Below are 17,237 nucleotides of genomic sequence, written 5' to 3'. Positions count from 1 at the left end.
TAACGCAGAGGTTTGGTAGTTCAGTTGGTTAGAATACATGCCTGTCACGCATGGGGTCGCGGGTTCGAGTCCCGTCCAGACCGCAATATTGGGAAAAGCCTTTCGTAACAGAAAGGCTTTTTTGCCCAAATACGGTATCTAAGATTAGTTGTGTTGTTTTGCTACGACTTTGTAACTCGTAGCTGGTTTAGTAGTTAGACCAATGAAAAGCTTTCCACTTTTGTGGATGGCTTTTTTGATTTAAGACCTTTTGTAAAAAGGTAAATTCCAATGATTTTGAAGTCTCAAAATTTAAATTCCAAATTCCAATTTACATATAGTTTGTCATTTCGACCGAAGGGAGAAATCGCACACGTAATTCCGTAAAGATTTAACCGCAAAGTTCGCAAAGAATTTTACGCAGAGAACGCTAAGTTTTTGGAGTAATTTTTATATAATAAAAAAGTTCGCAAAAGCTATTTGGATAAAGCTTTGCGAACTTTGCGATTATTTGTGTCGTCTTAAAAAAAACTTTGCGTGCATTGCGGTTAGAAAAAGCTAAGAATAAAGAAAATTCTTCTTTTTTGGCAAAAACTTCAATTTTTAAAATATTGGAATTTAGCTCATTAAAAAATTATTAAATTTTATTTCTAAAAACCCTTGCAGAATCCAGTTTCTGTTGTATTTTTGCACTCACAATACAAGCAGGGTTTGGTAGTTCAGTTGGTTAGAATACATGCCTGTCACGCATGGGGTCGCGGGTTCGAGTCCCGTCCAGACCGCTTAGTTTTTTAAAAATGCCTTTCTAAAGAAAGGCATTTTTTTTGTTTATACTTAAAGCTTACTATTATGTTTTACGTTTATATTATTTATTCAAAAACTTTTGATGTCTACTATAAAGGCTTTAGTGAAAACGTAGATCAAAGATTGATATATCATAATGAAAATAGAAGTAAATATACGGCTAATAAAGGCCCTTGGGAATTAGTTTATTTAAAAGGTTTTGAAACTAAAAGAGAAGCTTTAATTGAAGAATTACGATTGAAAAAATTGAATCGTAAATCAATTGAAGCTCTGATTCAAGACAGAAAATAAGTTGGTTAGAATACATGCCTGTCATCTCGTCTAGAGACGAGACGGGTTCGAGTCCTCTCGTTTCAAAACGAGACTTAAATTTAGAAAGTCTTTCCGTTATGGAAAGACTTTTTTTTGGATTTAACCGCAAGGGGCGCTATCCCGATAGCTATCGGGAACGCAAAGTCCGCAAAAGGTTTTTTTTAATCTCGCAAAGTCGCAAAGACGCCAAGTTTTTATTTCACGCTCCCGATACCTATCAGGATTAAAAGATTTAAGCAGATTGCGCAGATTTTAAATTTAAATAATCTGCCCTAATCTGTAAGATCTGCGTGAAACAAAATCCTTATTTTTTGGAATTTAACCGCAATGGAAATTTTGCACATAATAACATCAGAACATAGCCCAAGGTTTCAACCTTGGGTACGCAATCATTATCACATCACGGAATCACAATACGTTTCCCAAGGTTAAAACCCTGGGCTATGGTTTTTCTCTCGAAGGAATTCTGAGAATCTTGTCATTTCGAACGGAGTGAGAAATCTTCGCGAGAAACTCTACAAAGATTGGTGATATTCTGTATCGAGCTACTTGTGAAGATTTCTCACTCCGTTCGAAATGACAAAAAATGGTGGAAAAATCTTTTTTTTTGATTTAACCGTAAAGAAAAATTCACATAGAACATCAGAACATAGCCCAAGGTTTCAACCTTGGGTACGCAATCAATATCACATTACGCAATCACAATACGTTTCCCAAGGTTAAAACCCTGGGCTATGGTTTTTCTCTGGAAGGAATTCGGAGAATCTTGTCATTTCGAACGGAGTGAGAAATCTTTGCGAGAAACTCTCAAAGATTGGCGATATTCTGTATCGAACTACTTGCGAAGATTTCTCTCTTCGTTCGAAATGACAAAAAATGGTGGAAAAATCTTTTTTTTGGAATTTAACCGCAATGAAATTTTGCACATAATAACATCAGAACATAGCCCAAGGTTTCAACCTTGGGTACGCAATCAATATCACATTACGCAATCACAATACGTTTCCCAAGGTTGAAACCTTGGGCTATGGTTTTTCTCTAAAAAGAATTCGGAGAATCTTGTCATTTCGAACGGAGAGAGAAATCTTCGCGAGAAACTCTCAAAGATTGGCGATATTCTGTATCGAGCTACTTGTGAAGATTTCTCTCTCCGTTCGAAATGACAAAAAACAACAAAATCCTTTTAATCCATATAATCTGTGGCAAAAAAACAAAACTTGGCGTCTTAGCGACTTTGCGAGCATATTTCAACGCCTAATAAAGAATTTTAGCGAACTTTGCGTAAACCTTAACGGTTAAAGAACTATGGAACAATCACCATTTAAAGTAGACAAATATTACATCAAGAGAGTGGATGCAGACCCAAAAAGCATCTATTGTCATCATGATATAATGGGTGAATTGCTTGTTCCAACACACAAGCACGAAAAAGCGCAAATGCTCTACGCAGAAGGCGACGTGGTTTTTGTGACAACCGAAACGAAATCGTACTTTTTACCTGCAAGACATTTTATTTGGATTCCTGCAGGATTAGAGCACAGCATCGAACCAAAGTCAGAACATGTGATGATGCGGAATCTCTATTTTCCGATTGAAGAAAATGAAGATGAGTTTTATAAAAACGAAGGCATTTATCCCGTAAATAACCTTTTGCTACAAATGATGCTTTTTACCAATCGTTGGAATGGCGATCTTGAAGAAGGAACTCCGAATTTTAGCATTGCTAAAGCTATAAAAGCCATTTTACCGCAAATCTGTCCGACGAATCTTCCGTTAGAATTACCGCAACCGAAAGACAAACGCTTGGGTAAAATTTTGCGTCATGTGGAGAATAATTTGGGAGAAACAATTCTCTTTTCGAACGTAGCGCATGAGTTTGGATATAGTGAAAGGTCGTTATCAAGATTATTTCAGAAAGATCTTAAAATGTCTTTTATTCAATATTATACTATTCGAAGAATTTTAAAAGCGATCGAGCTTTTATTGGAAAGAAAACTTTCGGTCAAAGAAGTCGCCGAAGAAGTGGGTTACAACAGTGTTCCTACATTCAGTAATACCTTTTTTAAAATTCTCGGGCAAAGACCTTCTGATTACTTAAACGGTCAGGAAATTTTGGAGAAAAGCAAATAATTTGTTTCACGCAGATTTAAATAGATTAAAGCAGATTTAATTTTGATTTTTTTTGTGTTGGAATGTATAATTTTTTTCTCTCGCAGATTTTGGAGATTGAGCAGATAAATATTAAAAAAAAAATCTGCCAGATCTGCTTTAATCTATTTAAATCTGCGTGAAACTTTTTTTTCTAAACCCTTGAAAATCTGTATAAAACAAAAAGGTGTAAGCTTTTGGACTTCAATATTTTAATACAACGTTTTCGGAAATGGAGATTTTAACATTTGGCTGAAATGAATATGTTCTTGGCTTTTAATAATTATCAGTCAACGAAAAAATGAAGGAACTTTGCAGCATCAAATAGTTAAATATTCATGTTCCTTAAAACAACAAATTCTAAAGAAGATTGTTTTCTCAGAAGCTTATTGATAATTTTAATTGCATTAGCATTCAGTAGTTTACAAGCTCAGGAGGTTCATTCGGTTTCTTTACAAGAAGCGATGAAACTGGCAAAAGAAAACAACAAAAAAGTCCTAAGATCTCAATTGGACATTACGCTCTCAGAGCAAAACATCAAAGAAAGAAAAGAACTCCGACTTCCAGATGTCGAATTAAACGGAATGTATTCCAGAATTACCAACATTACCGAATTTAAAGGAAACGGTTTTCTTAACGGGAAAGAAGTAACCAAAGCAATTCCGGAAATCTATGAGGTAAATTCGACTTTTAAAATGCCAATTTACGTTGGAAACAAAATCAACAACGCGATTAAAATTGCGAATGATGAAAGCGAAATTGCCAAAATAAAATCGGAAAAAACAGAGAATGATATCGAATTGCAGGTCGTAGCCAACTATCTGTCGATTTATAAAATGATGGAACTTCAGAAGATTTTTGAAGAAAACATTAAAGAAGAAAAAAGCCGATTGAAGGAAGTTCAGTCGATGCAGAAACATGGTACGGTGACCAAAAATGAAGTTATTCGTGCCGAATTGCAACTCTCAGATCGCGAATTGAATGCGTTAACTAACTCCAAAAACATTAAAATCGCACTTCACGATCTGAAGACGTTGATTCAGCTTCCAGAAAATGAGGAAATTGCAATCGATACAACTTCCAGTTTAGACGAAATGAACGGTTTAGATCCGTATGATTTTTATCTGAACAAAGCGATGCAGAACGAAGAAATGCGAATTGCAAGTCAGGAATTGAAAATCAGTAAAACCGAATTGCAATTGGTAAAAGGGAATTATCTGCCGAGCGTCAATTTCTTTGGAAATTATGGTTTTTATTATCCAAACTATAAATTCTTTCCGCCCAATCCGTATTTGTATACTTTAGGACAGGTGGGAATCGAGGCGCGTTTTGATCTTTCGGCTTTGTATAAAAACAAAACCAAAGTTGCACAGGCTAATACGAAAATCGAGTGGCAGAAAATGCAAACCGAAATTGTAAAAGACGAAATTGAAGACAAACTGTTTAAAGACCATACACAATATCAAGAAATCCTGGAAAAGTTTGTAGTGGTTGACAAAGCCTTGGATTTAGCCGAAGAAAATTATCGAATTGTAAAGCTGAAATACTTAAATCAATTGGTCTTGATAACCGAAATGGTCGATGCTGATAATGCTTTGCTTCAAGCAAAATACAACAAAATCTCTACGCGATTGGATGCGGTTTTAAAACATTACGAATTGTTGCATACGGCTGGAATGCTTTCGCAGAGCTGATTTTGAGAAGAAAGAAGCTAGAAACAAGACTTGAAATAAGAAAATAGATAATAGAATAAAGAATATAGATTTTTAGTTCCGAAGGAACGATTCATATTGTAGCGCCGGATTTTAATCCGGGGAAATTAAAAGATATAAAGTTTATGGTTAAGATAAAAAATGAAACTAGAAGAAATAGAACGTTTCATATCATAATAACAATTATTGCGTGTACGCTGGTTATAAGCGGGGTTATTTTAGGGATTTGGTTTTATGTTTTTAACCGAAATCACGAAGAAACCAACGACGCGCAGGTGGAGCAATACGTAACGCCGATTATGTCTAGAATTACAGGTTATGTGCAGGAAGTTCGTTTTAACGAAAATCAGTTTGTGCACAAAGGTGATACTTTGGTGGTGATTGATAACAGAGAATATCAGTCGAAACTAAATGTGGCTTTGGCCGATGTTCAAAACGCTAAACAAAATAGTGTTGTGGCTCAGAAAAATGCCATAAATACAGCAAGTGCAACGGCGATAAACGAATCGCAGTTGGAAGCGGCAAAATCAAATCTTTGGAAAACCAAATTAGAATACGAAAGATATCAGGCTTTGGTAAAAGAAGAAGCAGCGACTTCGCAACAACTTGAAAAAGTAAAAGCCGATTACGAAACGGCTCAGGCGCATTTTCAGGAAATGAAAAATAGAATTCATTCTTCGGCTTTAAGCACTTCTGTTGCCGAAGCGAATGTTCCAACAACGCAGACGAATATTGCTTCAAAACAAGCTGTTGTCGATAATGCGGCTTTATTTCTTTCGTACACGATTATTACAGCGCCTTACGACGGCTGGATCGGAAAACGCACTTTACAGCCAGGACAAATGGTAAAAGAAGGACAATCTTTGCTTTCAATAGTAAGTAAAGAAAAATGGATTACAGCCAATTTTAAAGAAACGCAACTGCAATATTTAACCGTTGGACAAGAAGTCGAAATCAAGGCTGATGCTATAAATGATAAAACTTTTATGGGAACAATTGCTTCGTTATCGCCTGCGAGCGGTGCGAGATTTTCTTTGCTACCTCCAGATAATGCGACAGGAAACTTTGTAAAAATCGAACAGCGAATTCCAGTTCGAATTCAGTTAAAAGACAACGACAAACAAACCGATTTTTTAAGAGCAGGAATGAACATTACAGTTGTTGCTGCACACAAATAAAATGGAAGATAAAAGTATATTTAAATCTTGGGTTCCGCGATGGGCGATCATAATTATATTGTTCGTCTGTCTGTTGCATTCCATGATTTTATTGGGAGTTTACAGTTCGAATGTAACCTATGCGGCAAGTTTTCTGGATATTGAGCCAGAAGATTTGCAATTCGCAATGTGCGTTACGTACGGAACGTTGCTCGCTACAATTTTAATCGAAGGCCGATTTTCGAGTTTTTTTCCTGCCAAAAATTACCTGATGGCGGTGTATTCCCTTATCGGAATTACGATTGTTTCTTCGGCTTATATTACCAATTTTTCGGTTTTTTTATTGATGCGAGTTGCAGAAGGAATCTTGATGGCGCTTCCTGTAATCACCATTAGACAATTGCTTATTGAACAATTCAATACTAAAAATGCGATAATTATTGGTTTTTCATTCTATTACGGAGCATTGCTGTTGTCTACGCCTTTTATTATGAATATTGCGGTTTGGTTCCTCGATCATTACGACTGGAAATACATGCTGTATGTTTCGGGCGGACTTCAGGTTTTAAACGTCTTTTTAATCTTAGTTACTTTTAGAGGGCACCGAATTACAAAGAAAATCCCTTTGTATCAAATCGATTGGATGAGTTATTTTTTGGTTTTAATTTCTATTCTTTGCGGTGCCTACTTTTTTGTTTATGCCGAAAAAAAATACTGGCTTCAATCTTCAGAAATGGTTCTTATGCTAATGATTTCGCTTATTACAGGCGGATTGTTCATTTTTAAAGAACGTTTGGTAAAACGTCCAAGTTTCGATTTTGAAGTGATAAAATACGCCAATCTTCGAATTGGGTTTCTATTGTTTTTTCTTTTTTACATCAGCCGTGCCACATTGAGTTTGTGTCACGGGGCGATGTATTCAATTTGGAATTGGGATCCGTCGCGTGTGGCGGGCGTGCAATACATTAACGGATTAGGAAATGTAATCGGACTTATTTTAGCCGCTTTTTTTCTGATGAAATCCGTTTCGACCAAAATCATTTTTCTGATTGGTTTCACGCTTATTGCGATATTTCATTTTTGGTTTACGTTTCTTTTTGTGCCCGATGTGGCTTTATCAGATATTATTGTTCCCTATATTTTGCAAGGAATTGGTGTTGGGTTTTTATTTGTTCCGCTCATCTTATTTACGACATCATCGGTTCCGGCAAATATGGCGGTTTCTTCGGGAATTGTCGGCGTTTCGGGACGTTTCTGGGGAAGTACGATTGGTTTTTGCGTCATGCAGAATGCAATGGTTTTCCTGAATAAAAAGCACTTTTTAAAGCTAAGCCAATTCGTAACAGGAGAAAATCCAGAAGCACAGCAAAATATCGCTGCTACAACGCAGAGTTTTATCGCCAAAGGATATTCAGCAGACAATGCCAATGTTCTTGCCATGAAAAAGATTTTCGGAACGATAAGCAAACAATCGACTTTATTGGCCGATATGGAAATTTATACGATTGTGGGTTATGGTTTAGTAGTTTTGATTATTCTGATTGCTTTAAATCAGCATTTGAGACAGACGATTACTTTGGTTAAAAGTAAAATTTGGATAGGGTAGGGTTTAATCTCGCAATCCCGATAGCTATCGGGAGCAGAGGCGCTAAGTTTTGTTTTTTTGCCACAGATTATTAAGATTAAAAGGATTTTGTTTCACGCAGATGCCGCAGATTGGAGCAGATTTAATTGGATTTTCTGTTTCTCTCGCAGATTCAGCAGATCGAGCAGATTATTTGATTCTTTAAAATATAATCTGCACAATCTGCTTAAATCTTTTAAAATCTGCGTGAAACAAAACTTTGCGCCTCTGCGACTTTGCGCGATTCAAAAAAAACTCTTTGCGTATCTCTGCGAAAAACCTTTGTGAATCTCTGCGTAATAAACGCTTTATTGCCTTATCTTGCACCCGTTTAAAAAATAGAACAAAATTATGAGCCAAAAATGTGTAATCTTCGATATGGACGGCGTAATCTGCCATACCAATCCGCATCATGTAGTTGCTTTCGAAGAGTTTTTCAATAAATATAAAATTCCGTACACCAATGAAGAATTTGAAGAACATATGTACGGAAAACATAATAGTTACATCATGTCGCATTTCTTCAAACGTCCGATTGCGGGAGAAGAATTAATCAAATTGGAAGACGAAAAAGAAGGAATGTTTCGTGAGATTTATAAAGACAAAGTCGAAACGATTCCGCATTATATGACGTTTCTGGAAGAATTAAAATCCCGCGGATTCAAAACGGCCGTTGCCACTTCTGCGCCGCGTGCGAATCTGGATTTGATTGCCAATTTCCTAAAACTCGACCAAAAAATGGATTCGATGATGTCTAGCGAAGACGTTACGTTTCACAAACCAAATCCAGAAGTGTATTTAAAATCGGCAGAGCGTGTTGGTGCTTCTCCGTCGGATTGTGTGGTTTTCGAAGATTCTTTTTCGGGCGTTACAGCAGGATTAAATGCCGGAATGAAAGTCGTAGGCGTTTTGAGTACGCATACCAAAGAAGAACTTCCGCCTTGTGATTTTTATATCAATGATTATAGTGAAGTGAATGTGGGGAAAATAGTTGAGATATTAAATACCAATTCTTAAAATCCCAAATTTCCCCAAAGTTTGTCATTCCGAGGAACGAGGAATCACACTAGAAACTCCACAAAGTATGTTGCCAATCTTTGTAGAATCCCGAGTGTGATTTCTCCTTTCAGTCGAAATGACATAACAAGACGGATTAAATTGAGTTTCGTCAATACTTCTCCTCCAAAAAAGCAATCCAGCCTTTTTCAAATTCTTCGGGCGTTACTTTTAGTGTTTTTTCAATATTGCCAAATGACGAAATTAATTGAGCCACGCTTTCTTTTCCCCATTTAGAAGTTACATATTCAATAATCGTATAGCCAATATTATAAATCTGATTGCTTTTATTTAATTCTTCTAAAGTCAGGTTTTTGCTTTTGGCATATTTTACGCTTAATTTATTTACTTCTTTCGCTTCAAAAATACTGATCGATTCCCAGAGCCAGCGCGGATATTCGGCTTTGAATTTTTTATCGAATTCCTTTTCAAAAGTTGCTCTGTCCTGCGTAATTATAGTCTCTTTGGCTTTATCGATCAAGATATTTAATTGAACGCAATGCGTAAATTCGTGTAAAGCCGTTTTTAACGGATCGTCGGGAAAAAGAGAATTAAACCAACTCGTCCAGACAAAATGAAACTCGTTTGGGCCGCGGCTTGTGCCTTTTGTGTTTTCTTTTAAGCCAGTAGCCGCTTTAAACTTGTGTGAATAACCGTAAATAAAAACCTTTATAACGTCGTGTTTTACGTCTTTTAGATTTTCTCTTATTGGCGTATAATTTTCTTCCAGATGTTTGCTGACTTTTTCTGCTTCACTTTTGTAAATTCCGCTATAGGAAACCATAAAATGTTCTGTTTTTATGGTTTGAATTTCCTGCTTAACGGTAAAGTTTCGAACCGTTCTCGCAAGGTAAAAAAGCACAATAATTCCTAAAAGGATAACTAATAATCTGTATTTTTTCATGTGTTCTAAAGGATTTTAGAGTTTTAAAAATGAATAAAATAAGGAGAATTAGGTTTTTGGTATTTAAAAATAAGAATATTTATAGACTAAAACATAAAATAATTAAAGAAATTTCTGAATTATTGTTGCGGTGTATGGTTTTTAAACCATATAAGAAATATAAGTTCATTTTTAATTTTCCTGCAATCTCGAGTCTTCGGGACAAAACCTTGTAGGTTTGATTTGATGAAGGAAATATAAGTTTAATCAATTGCCTCCTGCTTTAGCTGGAGTTTTTTAAAATGGCTTTAACCGAAATTATTTCAAAGGAAAATCCAACAACTCTTTTGGCTCAATATCCAAACCTTTAGCAATTTTCACTAGAGTTTTTACGGAAGTATTGATCTTGGCAGTTTCTATTCTTGCTATTTGAGATTTGGTCATACCAGAATCATCAGCTAAATCTTGCTGTGATAAGTCTTTTTTTTCACGTAATTGTCTAATGTGAATCCCAAGATTTATGATATAAGTTTCTTCTGAAATGTTCATATTTCAAAAGTGGAAAGATTTATTTCCTTTTTGATAGCATACATGCCTACAAATTATTATATTTGCCTCAAACAAAAAATAAGACAATGGCTACAGAATGTGTTTCGGAAGTTGAAAATCGGTTAAATAACTTCTTTACAAATGTTATAGATCCAAAAGATATGGCAAAGGCAATTCGTCAAGCAAATTATATGCTGACTTTAAGTGTGATAAGAGAAAAAGATTCTTTAGGAAAAATAAATCTCGAAAACTTCTATTATTGGCTCAATGAATTGGCAGAAGTTTTGGATCCTTATTTGGAGGTTGAATAGAGAATAAACAATTCATCTCGACGAAAGGAGAAACCAAAACAACAAAACCGACAAAAATTCCAGAGTGATTTCCGCAATTTTTTTCATAGTGTACAAACTTGTTGGTGATGTTGGGGATCTTCTTTCGTCAAGATGGATGGATTAATCAATTATTATTTGCTAATTAAATTAGAAAGTATAAAGACTTCTGTTTTGATGTCTTTGCATTCGTCTTTAGGAAAAATTAAAGTCTTGTCGGTTTTATTATCAAATAGAAAAAAGTAGTTTGTCGTATTACCTACTAAATAAAAACGTTTGCTCGATGTATCATAAATATGATTGTTGTAAGAAAATGAAAAGAAATCCATATTATCTTCTTTTACCATAAATTGTGTAGACTTTCCTTTTTCAATTTTATTTAAGACTTCCATATAGGTAATTAATGGCAGATAAAATGATAAAAGAGTAAAGATTAATATAATAAAACTTAAAATTTTGATATGGTTTTTTTCATGGTAGTCTAGCATTACAGATGCAACAACAAATAAGACGGAAAGAAAAGACATAGATTTTTTGAATAGGAAAAAAAATATAAAACCAAATATCAATACAATTATACACTTAAAGATTATTAATGCAATTTTTTTCCATTCTTTTTTTATCGCTGGGGAAAAGAATGATAGTGAGAAATAAAGAAAAGGAAAAATTGTGAAAATTAAAATGTAGTTAAACATTGAAATGAAGGTGTCTTGTATTGTGGAATATGATAAAATATTTACACCAAAGCAAGCATACCAAACATAATCTCTTATGATTGAGAATATAAATAAGCCACTTAAAATCCATGATTTGTTTTTATCAAAATATCTAAATGTACTTCTAAGAAAAACTAATTCTCTATTCATTAAATTTTTAAATTAACTACTTATTTTTTATTCTCAAATTATCAATGTTTTCCATTTTGAAAATTAAAGTTTCACTTTTTTGGGAATCGAAAAGAAACAGATTTTTTTTAGTTTCACCAATATAAAATAGTTTATTAGATGTCTTAACTATTTTATTATTGTAGTAAAAAGAAACTTGCTTAATGGTTTGGTGATTGTGTCTCAAATTATATCCTTTTTCTAAAACAGAAGAAATTGTATTAAGGTTAATAAGTAGTACAACGGCTAAACTAATTGTAAAGCTTAAGAAAAAAAAAGAACTATATTTTTCTAAAAATACTCTAAAAAAAAACTTCTCAAATAGAAAAAAAATAATTATGGATATAATAAAGCCTATAGGAAAAACTAAACCAATATAATTTTCTCTTATTAAATTGGATATAATTTGCAATGCTAAAGTAAAGAATAAGAAGTATTTGATTATTTTAAAAAACCTTTTATTGCGATCAATTTTTGGTCGGCTTGATTCTTCTTTGGTGCTGGTATAAAACTTTCTTTCAAGTTTGTCATCTAGGATATAAGAAATAGCTATTACGAGTAATAATCCCAAAATTAATAAAATTGATTTATCGAAAAACAATAAAATAATTTCAGAGAGATCTAAATAATTTAAAATTTCAATATCAAAAAAATAATAATAACATTGGAGATGAATGTATCCTAGAGTTGTTAATACCACGAAAAGTAATGGAAAAAATTTAACTAAGTCTTCAAGTTTTTTAAGCATTTTTTTAATCTTAATTTTGAAAGTATGTTTTTTCAAAAATAAGACAGAAAGACAAAGGTTTAAAATTGTAGTAAATTGCTTATCAACAATTTTAATAACAAAAGTGAGAAGTAGGTAAAATAAAAAAGCTTCTGAAAAATCTTCAGAAGCTTTTTTGGTGCGGATAATAGGACTCGAACCTACACGCCTTGCGGCACCAGATCCTAAGTCTGGCATGTCTACCAATTTCACCATATCCGCGGAATTGTGGGTGCAAAGATAGGCATACTTTTGAATTATCAAAGCATTTTTTGAAAATTTTTTTTAATTCTTTTTCTCGTACTTTTGGGTTTCTATAAAAATTATTTAAATGGAAAATATTAAGTCCTACGTTCAACAACATAAAGATCGCTTTATCAATGAGTTGATCGAATTATTAAAAATTCCGTCGGTAAGTGCCGACACTGCATACTCTCAAGATGTTATTGACACAGCAGAAGCTGTTAAGGAAAGTTTAACAAAAGCAGGCTGCGATTATGTCGAAACTTGCGACACTCCAGGTTACCCAATTATCTACGGCGAAAAAATTATAGATCCAAATCTTCCAACGGTTTTAGTTTACGGTCACTACGACGTACAACCGCCAGATCCTTTAGAATTATGGACTTCGCCACCATTTGAACCGGTTATTAAAACTACAGATATTCACCCAGAAGGAGCCATTTTTGCGCGTGGAGCGTGTGACGACAAAGGTCAGATGTACATGCACGTAAAAGCATTGGAATATATGGTTCAGAACAACGAACTTCCGTGCAACGTAAAATTCATGATCGAAGGAGAAGAAGAAGTAGGTTCTGCAAGTTTGGCTTGGTTCGTAGAGCGCAATCAGGAAAAACTGAAAAACGACGTAATCTTAATTTCAGATACAGGAATGATTTCAAACCAGCAGCCATCTATTACGACAGGTTTAAGAGGTTTGAGTTATGTTGAAGTAGAAGTTACAGGTCCGAACCGCGATTTGCATTCAGGATTGTACGGCGGGGCAGTAGCGAACCCGATTAATATTTTGGCAAAAATGATTGCTTCGCTTCACGACGAAAATAACCATATTACGATTCCAGGTTTTTACGATAAAGTTCAGGAATTATCTGCAGAAGAAAGAGCGGAAATGGCAAAAGCGCCTTTTAGCTTAGAACGCTATAAAAATGCTTTGAACATTGCTGATGTTTACGGCGAAAAAGGGTATGTAACCAACGAAAGAAACTCAATCCGTCCGACATTAGACGTAAACGGAATCTGGGGCGGTTATACTGGCGAAGGTGCTAAAACGGTTATTGCGAGTAAAGCTTTCGCTAAAATCTCAATGCGTTTGGTTCCAAATCAGGATTGGGAAGAGATTACAGAATTGTTTACAAAACATTTTACAAGTATTGCTCCAGCTGGAGTTACGGTAAAAGTAACGCCTCACCACGGTGGTCAAGGTTATGTTACGCCAATTGACAGTATTGGTTATCAGGCAGCAAATAAAGCGTATACAGAAACGTTTGGAGTTCCTGCAATTCCAGTTCGTTCTGGAGGAAGTATTCCGATTGTGGCTTTGTTTGAAAAAGAATTAAAAAGTAAAACGATCTTAATGGGATTCGGTTTGGATAGTGATGCCATTCACTCGCCAAATGAGCATTTCGGAATTTTCAATTACTTGAAAGGTATTGAGACGATTCCGTTGTTTTACAAGTATTTTGTGGAGCTTTCTAAATAAAGTTTAACCGCAAAGCACGCTAAGAATTACGCAAAGTTCGCTAAGATTTTTTAAAGCAAGATTTATAAAAGTTCGCAAAGCTATATGTACATAGCTTTGCGAACTTTGCGTTTATAAGTGTACGTTTGATAAAAATCCTTGCGAACTTTGCGGTTAAATTTTTTTATCGCAGGACGCGGAGAATTTACGCAAAGTTCGCTAAGATTTTTTTTAGCAAGATTTATAAAAGTTCGCAAAGCTATGTACGTACATATAGCTTTGCGAACTTTGCGTTTATGTGCGTAACCTATGGTAAAAATGCTTGCGAACTTTTCGGTTAAATTTTTTACACAAAGTGCGCTTTTTTTTGCTCGCAAAGTCACAAAGACGCAAAGTTTTTTAAGTTTTTCACTTTGTCAAAGTTTTAAACTTTGACAAAGTTGATTTAGATACAAATCCGTTCAGAAATGAGCGGATTTTTTTACCACAAGGACGCGAAGAATTTACGCAAAGTTCGCTGAGATTTTTTAAGTAAGATTTTAAAAAGTTCGCAAAGCTTTATGTACAAAGCTTTGCGAACTTTGCGTTTATAAACGTAACGTTTGATAAAAATCCTTGCGTTCTTTGCGGTTAAAAAAATAATCTAAGAGATAAAAACATAAGAAAAAACTTGTCTGTTTGAAATTTAATTCTACATTTGTAGAATAGAATCTATAATTGTAGAGCCAATGATTAAAAAAATGACTTTTATTTTGATGCTCTTTAGCTTTCTAAGTTGTAAAACTTCTGTTGTCAATCAGAAAATTGATAAGAAAAAAGAAGGCAAGTGGGTTGATGTTTATGTTCAGGATAATATTCAATATAAATCTATAGAGCATTACAAAAACGATCAGCCTGTCAAAAAATGGAAAACTTATATTGGCGGAAAAATCTATAAGGTAGAGAAATACAAAAATGGAATTTGTGTTGTAAAAAGTTATTATGAAAACGGAAAATTAGAATCGAAAGGGAAAACTAAATTTGAAACTAACTCGGTTGAGTCGCACTGGTTTTATTTTGGAGAATGGAAGTTTTATTCGGATAACGGAAAACTGAAAAACATTAAATATTATGAAAAAGGAGAATTAATCTCAGAACAAAAAAAACAATAAACTATTAACTATCAAACCTATGAAAAAACTATTTGCTTGCTTTTTTATTGTAACCAACTTCGCTTTCGCGGAAGCGCAAACCTATAAAGAATGGGTTAAAAAAGCTGATTCTTGTTATCGTGCCGAAAATTATAAATTGTCTGTTGCTAATTATGAAAAAGCCTTTAAAATAGAACAGAAAGATCCTGATGATTTGTACAATGCGGGTTGTTCTGCGTCTATGGCAAAAGAAAATAAAAAAGCTTATAAGTGGTTAAATCTGGCGATTGATAATGGTTTTGAAAGCATTGCACATATTCAAATGGATAGTGATTTAAAATGGCTACATTCAGAAAAAGAGTGGAAAGAAACAATGGATCATTTACAGAAAAAATTAGATGTGCTTGAAGCAAATTACGATAAACCTCTTAATAAAGAACTTTTAGCCATTTATACAGAAGATCAGGGTATTCGACATGAATTCATGAAGATTTATAAAGAGAAAGGCCGAGAAAGTAAAGCTTTTGATAGTATTAATAATTTAATGGGGTATAAAGACAGTATCAATCTTATTAAAGTGATGAAAATTTTGGATGAAAAAGGCTGGGTTGGCACTGGTTTAGTGAGCTCTCAGGCTAATCAAACATTGTTTTTGGTAATTCAGCATGCCGATTTAAAATACCAGAAAAAGTATTTGCCAATGATGCGAGAAGCTGCAAAAAAGGGAAGTGCAAAACCTAGTCATCTTGCTTATCTTGAGGATCGTGTCGCGTTGAGAGATGGAGGTAGACAGATTTACGGAAGTCAGGTTTATACAAATCCTTTGACCCAAAAGAAATTTATTGCACCTCTTGAAGATCCTGATAATGTAGATAAGCGAAGATCGGAAGTAGGATTAGGACCACTGGCAGATTCTGCCATAAAATCGGATATTGTCTGGAACGTAGAAGAATATAAAAAAGAGCTCCCAGAACTTGAAAGAATGATCCGAGAAAAGAAAACCAAGTAAAAAAATACGTGACAGAAGCTAGCGGAAAATGGTTAATGAGAACAGATTCAAGGAACGCATCGATTTTGTTTTGCAAGGGTTGTATTTTTCAGGAAAAAGGAAATTAATCTCAGAACAGATTATTAAATAAAACCTAACTTTAGCCTATGAAAAAATCGATTGTTTTTATTTTGCTTGTGCTGAATTTCAGTTTTTTAAATGCTCAAACGTATAAAGAATGGGTTAGCAAGGCAGATTCTTGTTATAAGGCAAAAAACTATAAATTGTCTGTTGCGTATTATTCTAAAGCTTTTAAAATAGAGCAAAAATCGTTTGTTGACTTCTATCATGCAGGCTGTTCTGCGTCTATGGCAGAAGAAAACAAAAAAGCTTTTAAATGGCTGAATCTGTCAATTGATAAAGGATATGAAAACATTTCACATATTCAAATTGATGATGATTTAAAGCGTCTGCATTCAGAAAAAGAATGGAAAAAGACGATCGATAAATTACAGAAAAAGGTGGAGACTATTGGCGCAAATTACGATAAGGCGCTAGAAAAAGAACTTGCTTTGATTTATACTGATGATCAGGAAATTAGAGGAGAATTTATGAATGTCTATAAAACTCAAAATCCTGATAAGAAGAAAATGGACAGCATAGGTAAAATTATGGATAGAAAAGACAGTATTAACCTCGTTAAGGTGATGAAAATACTGGATGAAAGAGGTTGGTTGGGGAAAAATATTGTAGGTGTTGAGGGAAACAAAACGTTGTTTGTGGTTATTCAGCACGCCGATTTACAATACCAGCAAAAGTATTTGCCTATGATGAGAGAAGCCGTCATAAATGGTAATGCAGATTCAGCAAATCTGGCATATTTGGAAGATCGAGTAGCTTTGAGAGAAGGGAAAAAACAAATTTATGGCAGTCAAAGTTCGAAGAATAAAAAGACAAACAAGATTTGCATAGCGCCAATGATTGATCCAGATAACGTAGATAAAAGACGTGCAGAAGTCGGACTCGGAACTATGGCTGAATATGCAGCAAAAATGAATATTGAATGGAATTTGGAAGCTTATAAAAAAGAATTAGCAGAATCGGAAAAGTTTGAAAATATTAAGAATTAAGAATTAAGAATTAAGAATTAAGAATTAAGAATTAAGAATTAAGAATTAAGAATTAAGATAGAACTTAAAATCTCAGAAGCTTAGTGG

The 17,237-nt window shown here is 34.2% G+C and carries 15 protein-coding genes and 3 tRNA genes; 13 read left to right on the top strand and 5 right to left on the bottom strand.

Features of this window, described 5'->3' with window-relative positions:
- Positions 1 to 9: 9 nt before the first annotated feature.
- The 8 genes from ACWA1F_RS01670 (at position 10) to ACWA1F_RS01635 (ending at position 8,753) form a co-directional block, all read left to right on the top strand.
- Positions 10 to 83: transfer RNA gene (locus tag ACWA1F_RS01670), tRNA-Asp, on the top strand.
- A gap of 604 nt (positions 84 to 687) precedes the next feature.
- A tRNA-Asp gene (locus ACWA1F_RS01665) sits at positions 688 to 761 on the top strand.
- A 67-nt stretch (positions 762 to 828) separates the two neighbouring features.
- Positions 829 to 1,074: a GIY-YIG nuclease family protein gene (locus ACWA1F_RS01660; protein ID WP_125723148.1), complete on the top strand. Its 246-nt coding sequence runs from the start codon at positions 829 to 831 to the stop codon at positions 1,072 to 1,074.
- A gap of 1,326 nt (positions 1,075 to 2,400) precedes the next feature.
- Entirely contained in the window at positions 2,401 to 3,225 is an 825-nt protein-coding gene (locus ACWA1F_RS01655) for an AraC family transcriptional regulator (RefSeq protein WP_456891091.1), read from the top strand.
- Positions 3,226 to 3,581: 356 nt separating this feature from the next.
- Positions 3,582 to 4,937: a TolC family protein gene (locus ACWA1F_RS01650; protein ID WP_456891089.1), complete on the top strand. Its 1,356-nt coding sequence runs from the start codon at positions 3,582 to 3,584 to the stop codon at positions 4,935 to 4,937.
- Between the two features lie 143 nt (positions 4,938 to 5,080).
- Positions 5,081 to 6,133, top strand: a complete 1,053-nt coding sequence (locus ACWA1F_RS01645; RefSeq protein ID WP_456891087.1) for an HlyD family secretion protein — start codon at positions 5,081 to 5,083, stop codon at positions 6,131 to 6,133.
- A gap of 1 nt (position 6,134) precedes the next feature.
- A complete protein-coding gene (locus ACWA1F_RS01640) occupies positions 6,135 to 7,718 on the top strand; it encodes an MFS transporter (protein WP_456891085.1) in 1,584 nt (527 codons plus the stop codon).
- Between the two features lie 369 nt (positions 7,719 to 8,087).
- On the top strand, positions 8,088 to 8,753 hold the full coding sequence (locus ACWA1F_RS01635) for an HAD family hydrolase (RefSeq protein WP_456891083.1): 666 nt from the start codon (positions 8,088 to 8,090) through the stop codon (positions 8,751 to 8,753).
- A gap of 151 nt (positions 8,754 to 8,904) precedes the next feature.
- Here ACWA1F_RS01635 and ACWA1F_RS01630 read toward each other — a convergent pair whose 3' ends face one another.
- A complete protein-coding gene (locus ACWA1F_RS01630) occupies positions 8,905 to 9,696 on the bottom strand; it encodes a hypothetical protein (RefSeq protein ID WP_456891081.1) in 792 nt (263 codons plus the stop codon).
- 297 nt (positions 9,697 to 9,993) lie between these two features.
- Entirely contained in the window at positions 9,994 to 10,224 is a 231-nt protein-coding gene (locus tag ACWA1F_RS01625) for a helix-turn-helix domain-containing protein (protein ID WP_306155593.1), read from the bottom strand.
- An 86-nt stretch (positions 10,225 to 10,310) separates the two neighbouring features.
- On the opposite strand from ACWA1F_RS01625, the gene ACWA1F_RS01620 reads away from it, so the two are divergent.
- Complete coding sequence (locus ACWA1F_RS01620; protein WP_456891079.1) at positions 10,311 to 10,535, top strand: hypothetical protein; 225 nt, start codon at positions 10,311 to 10,313, stop codon at positions 10,533 to 10,535.
- A 152-nt stretch (positions 10,536 to 10,687) separates the two neighbouring features.
- On the opposite strand, the gene ACWA1F_RS01615 is transcribed toward ACWA1F_RS01620, so the two are convergent.
- From ACWA1F_RS01615 to ACWA1F_RS01605, 3 genes are all read right to left on the bottom strand, one after another.
- Entirely contained in the window at positions 10,688 to 11,080 is a 393-nt protein-coding gene (locus tag ACWA1F_RS01615) for a hypothetical protein (protein WP_456891077.1), read from the bottom strand.
- A 355-nt stretch (positions 11,081 to 11,435) separates the two neighbouring features.
- Positions 11,436 to 12,185, bottom strand: coding sequence for a hypothetical protein (locus ACWA1F_RS01610; RefSeq protein ID WP_456891075.1), 750 nt, complete (start codon positions 12,183 to 12,185; stop codon positions 11,436 to 11,438).
- A gap of 155 nt (positions 12,186 to 12,340) precedes the next feature.
- A tRNA-Leu gene (locus ACWA1F_RS01605) sits at positions 12,341 to 12,425 on the bottom strand.
- Between the two features lie 109 nt (positions 12,426 to 12,534).
- On the opposite strand from ACWA1F_RS01605, the gene ACWA1F_RS01600 reads away from it, so the two are divergent.
- The 4 genes from ACWA1F_RS01600 to ACWA1F_RS01585 all read left to right on the top strand — a co-directional run bounded on the left by ACWA1F_RS01600 (position 12,535) and on the right by ACWA1F_RS01585 (position 17,150).
- A complete protein-coding gene (locus ACWA1F_RS01600; RefSeq protein ID WP_456891073.1) occupies positions 12,535 to 13,923 on the top strand; it encodes a dipeptidase in 1,389 nt (462 codons plus the stop codon).
- A gap of 719 nt (positions 13,924 to 14,642) precedes the next feature.
- Positions 14,643 to 15,053 (top strand): toxin-antitoxin system YwqK family antitoxin, encoded by a 411-nt coding sequence (locus tag ACWA1F_RS01595; protein WP_456891071.1) that lies wholly within the window; start codon positions 14,643 to 14,645, stop codon positions 15,051 to 15,053.
- 19 nt (positions 15,054 to 15,072) lie between these two features.
- Positions 15,073 to 16,041, top strand: a complete 969-nt coding sequence (locus ACWA1F_RS01590; RefSeq protein WP_456891069.1) for a DUF6624 domain-containing protein — start codon at positions 15,073 to 15,075, stop codon at positions 16,039 to 16,041.
- Between the two features lie 146 nt (positions 16,042 to 16,187).
- Positions 16,188 to 17,150, top strand: a complete 963-nt coding sequence (locus ACWA1F_RS01585; RefSeq protein WP_456891067.1) for a DUF6624 domain-containing protein — start codon at positions 16,188 to 16,190, stop codon at positions 17,148 to 17,150.
- The last annotated feature ends 87 nt before the right edge of the window (positions 17,151 to 17,237 follow it).

It is taken from the genome of Flavobacterium erigeronis, from assembly GCF_054075165.1.
This window is presented reverse-complemented; position numbering and strand designations above follow the sequence as displayed.

Coding starts and splice junctions, on each gene's coding strand:
- ACWA1F_RS01655 (WP_456891091.1), top strand. CDS start 2,401: ATGGAACAATCACCATTTAAAGTAGACAAATATTACATCAAGAGAGTG.
- ACWA1F_RS01630 (WP_456891081.1), bottom strand. CDS start 9,696: ATGAAAAAATACAGATTATTAGTTATCCTTTTAGGAATTATTGTGCTT.
- ACWA1F_RS01600 (WP_456891073.1), top strand. CDS start 12,535: ATGGAAAATATTAAGTCCTACGTTCAACAACATAAAGATCGCTTTATC.
- ACWA1F_RS01620 (WP_456891079.1), top strand. CDS start 10,311: ATGGCTACAGAATGTGTTTCGGAAGTTGAAAATCGGTTAAATAACTTC.
- ACWA1F_RS01625 (WP_306155593.1), bottom strand. CDS start 10,224: ATGAACATTTCAGAAGAAACTTATATCATAAATCTTGGGATTCACATT.
- ACWA1F_RS01585 (WP_456891067.1), top strand. CDS start 16,188: ATGAAAAAATCGATTGTTTTTATTTTGCTTGTGCTGAATTTCAGTTTT.
- ACWA1F_RS01590 (WP_456891069.1), top strand. CDS start 15,073: ATGAAAAAACTATTTGCTTGCTTTTTTATTGTAACCAACTTCGCTTTC.
- ACWA1F_RS01610 (WP_456891075.1), bottom strand. CDS start 12,185: ATGCTTAAAAAACTTGAAGACTTAGTTAAATTTTTTCCATTACTTTTC.
- ACWA1F_RS01650 (WP_456891089.1), top strand. CDS start 3,582: ATGTTCCTTAAAACAACAAATTCTAAAGAAGATTGTTTTCTCAGAAGC.
- ACWA1F_RS01640 (WP_456891085.1), top strand. CDS start 6,135: ATGGAAGATAAAAGTATATTTAAATCTTGGGTTCCGCGATGGGCGATC.
- ACWA1F_RS01660 (WP_125723148.1), top strand. CDS start 829: ATGTTTTACGTTTATATTATTTATTCAAAAACTTTTGATGTCTACTAT.
- ACWA1F_RS01615 (WP_456891077.1), bottom strand. CDS start 11,080: ATGTCTTTTCTTTCCGTCTTATTTGTTGTTGCATCTGTAATGCTAGAC.
- ACWA1F_RS01635 (WP_456891083.1), top strand. CDS start 8,088: ATGAGCCAAAAATGTGTAATCTTCGATATGGACGGCGTAATCTGCCAT.
- ACWA1F_RS01645 (WP_456891087.1), top strand. CDS start 5,081: ATGGTTAAGATAAAAAATGAAACTAGAAGAAATAGAACGTTTCATATC.
- ACWA1F_RS01595 (WP_456891071.1), top strand. CDS start 14,643: ATGACTTTTATTTTGATGCTCTTTAGCTTTCTAAGTTGTAAAACTTCT.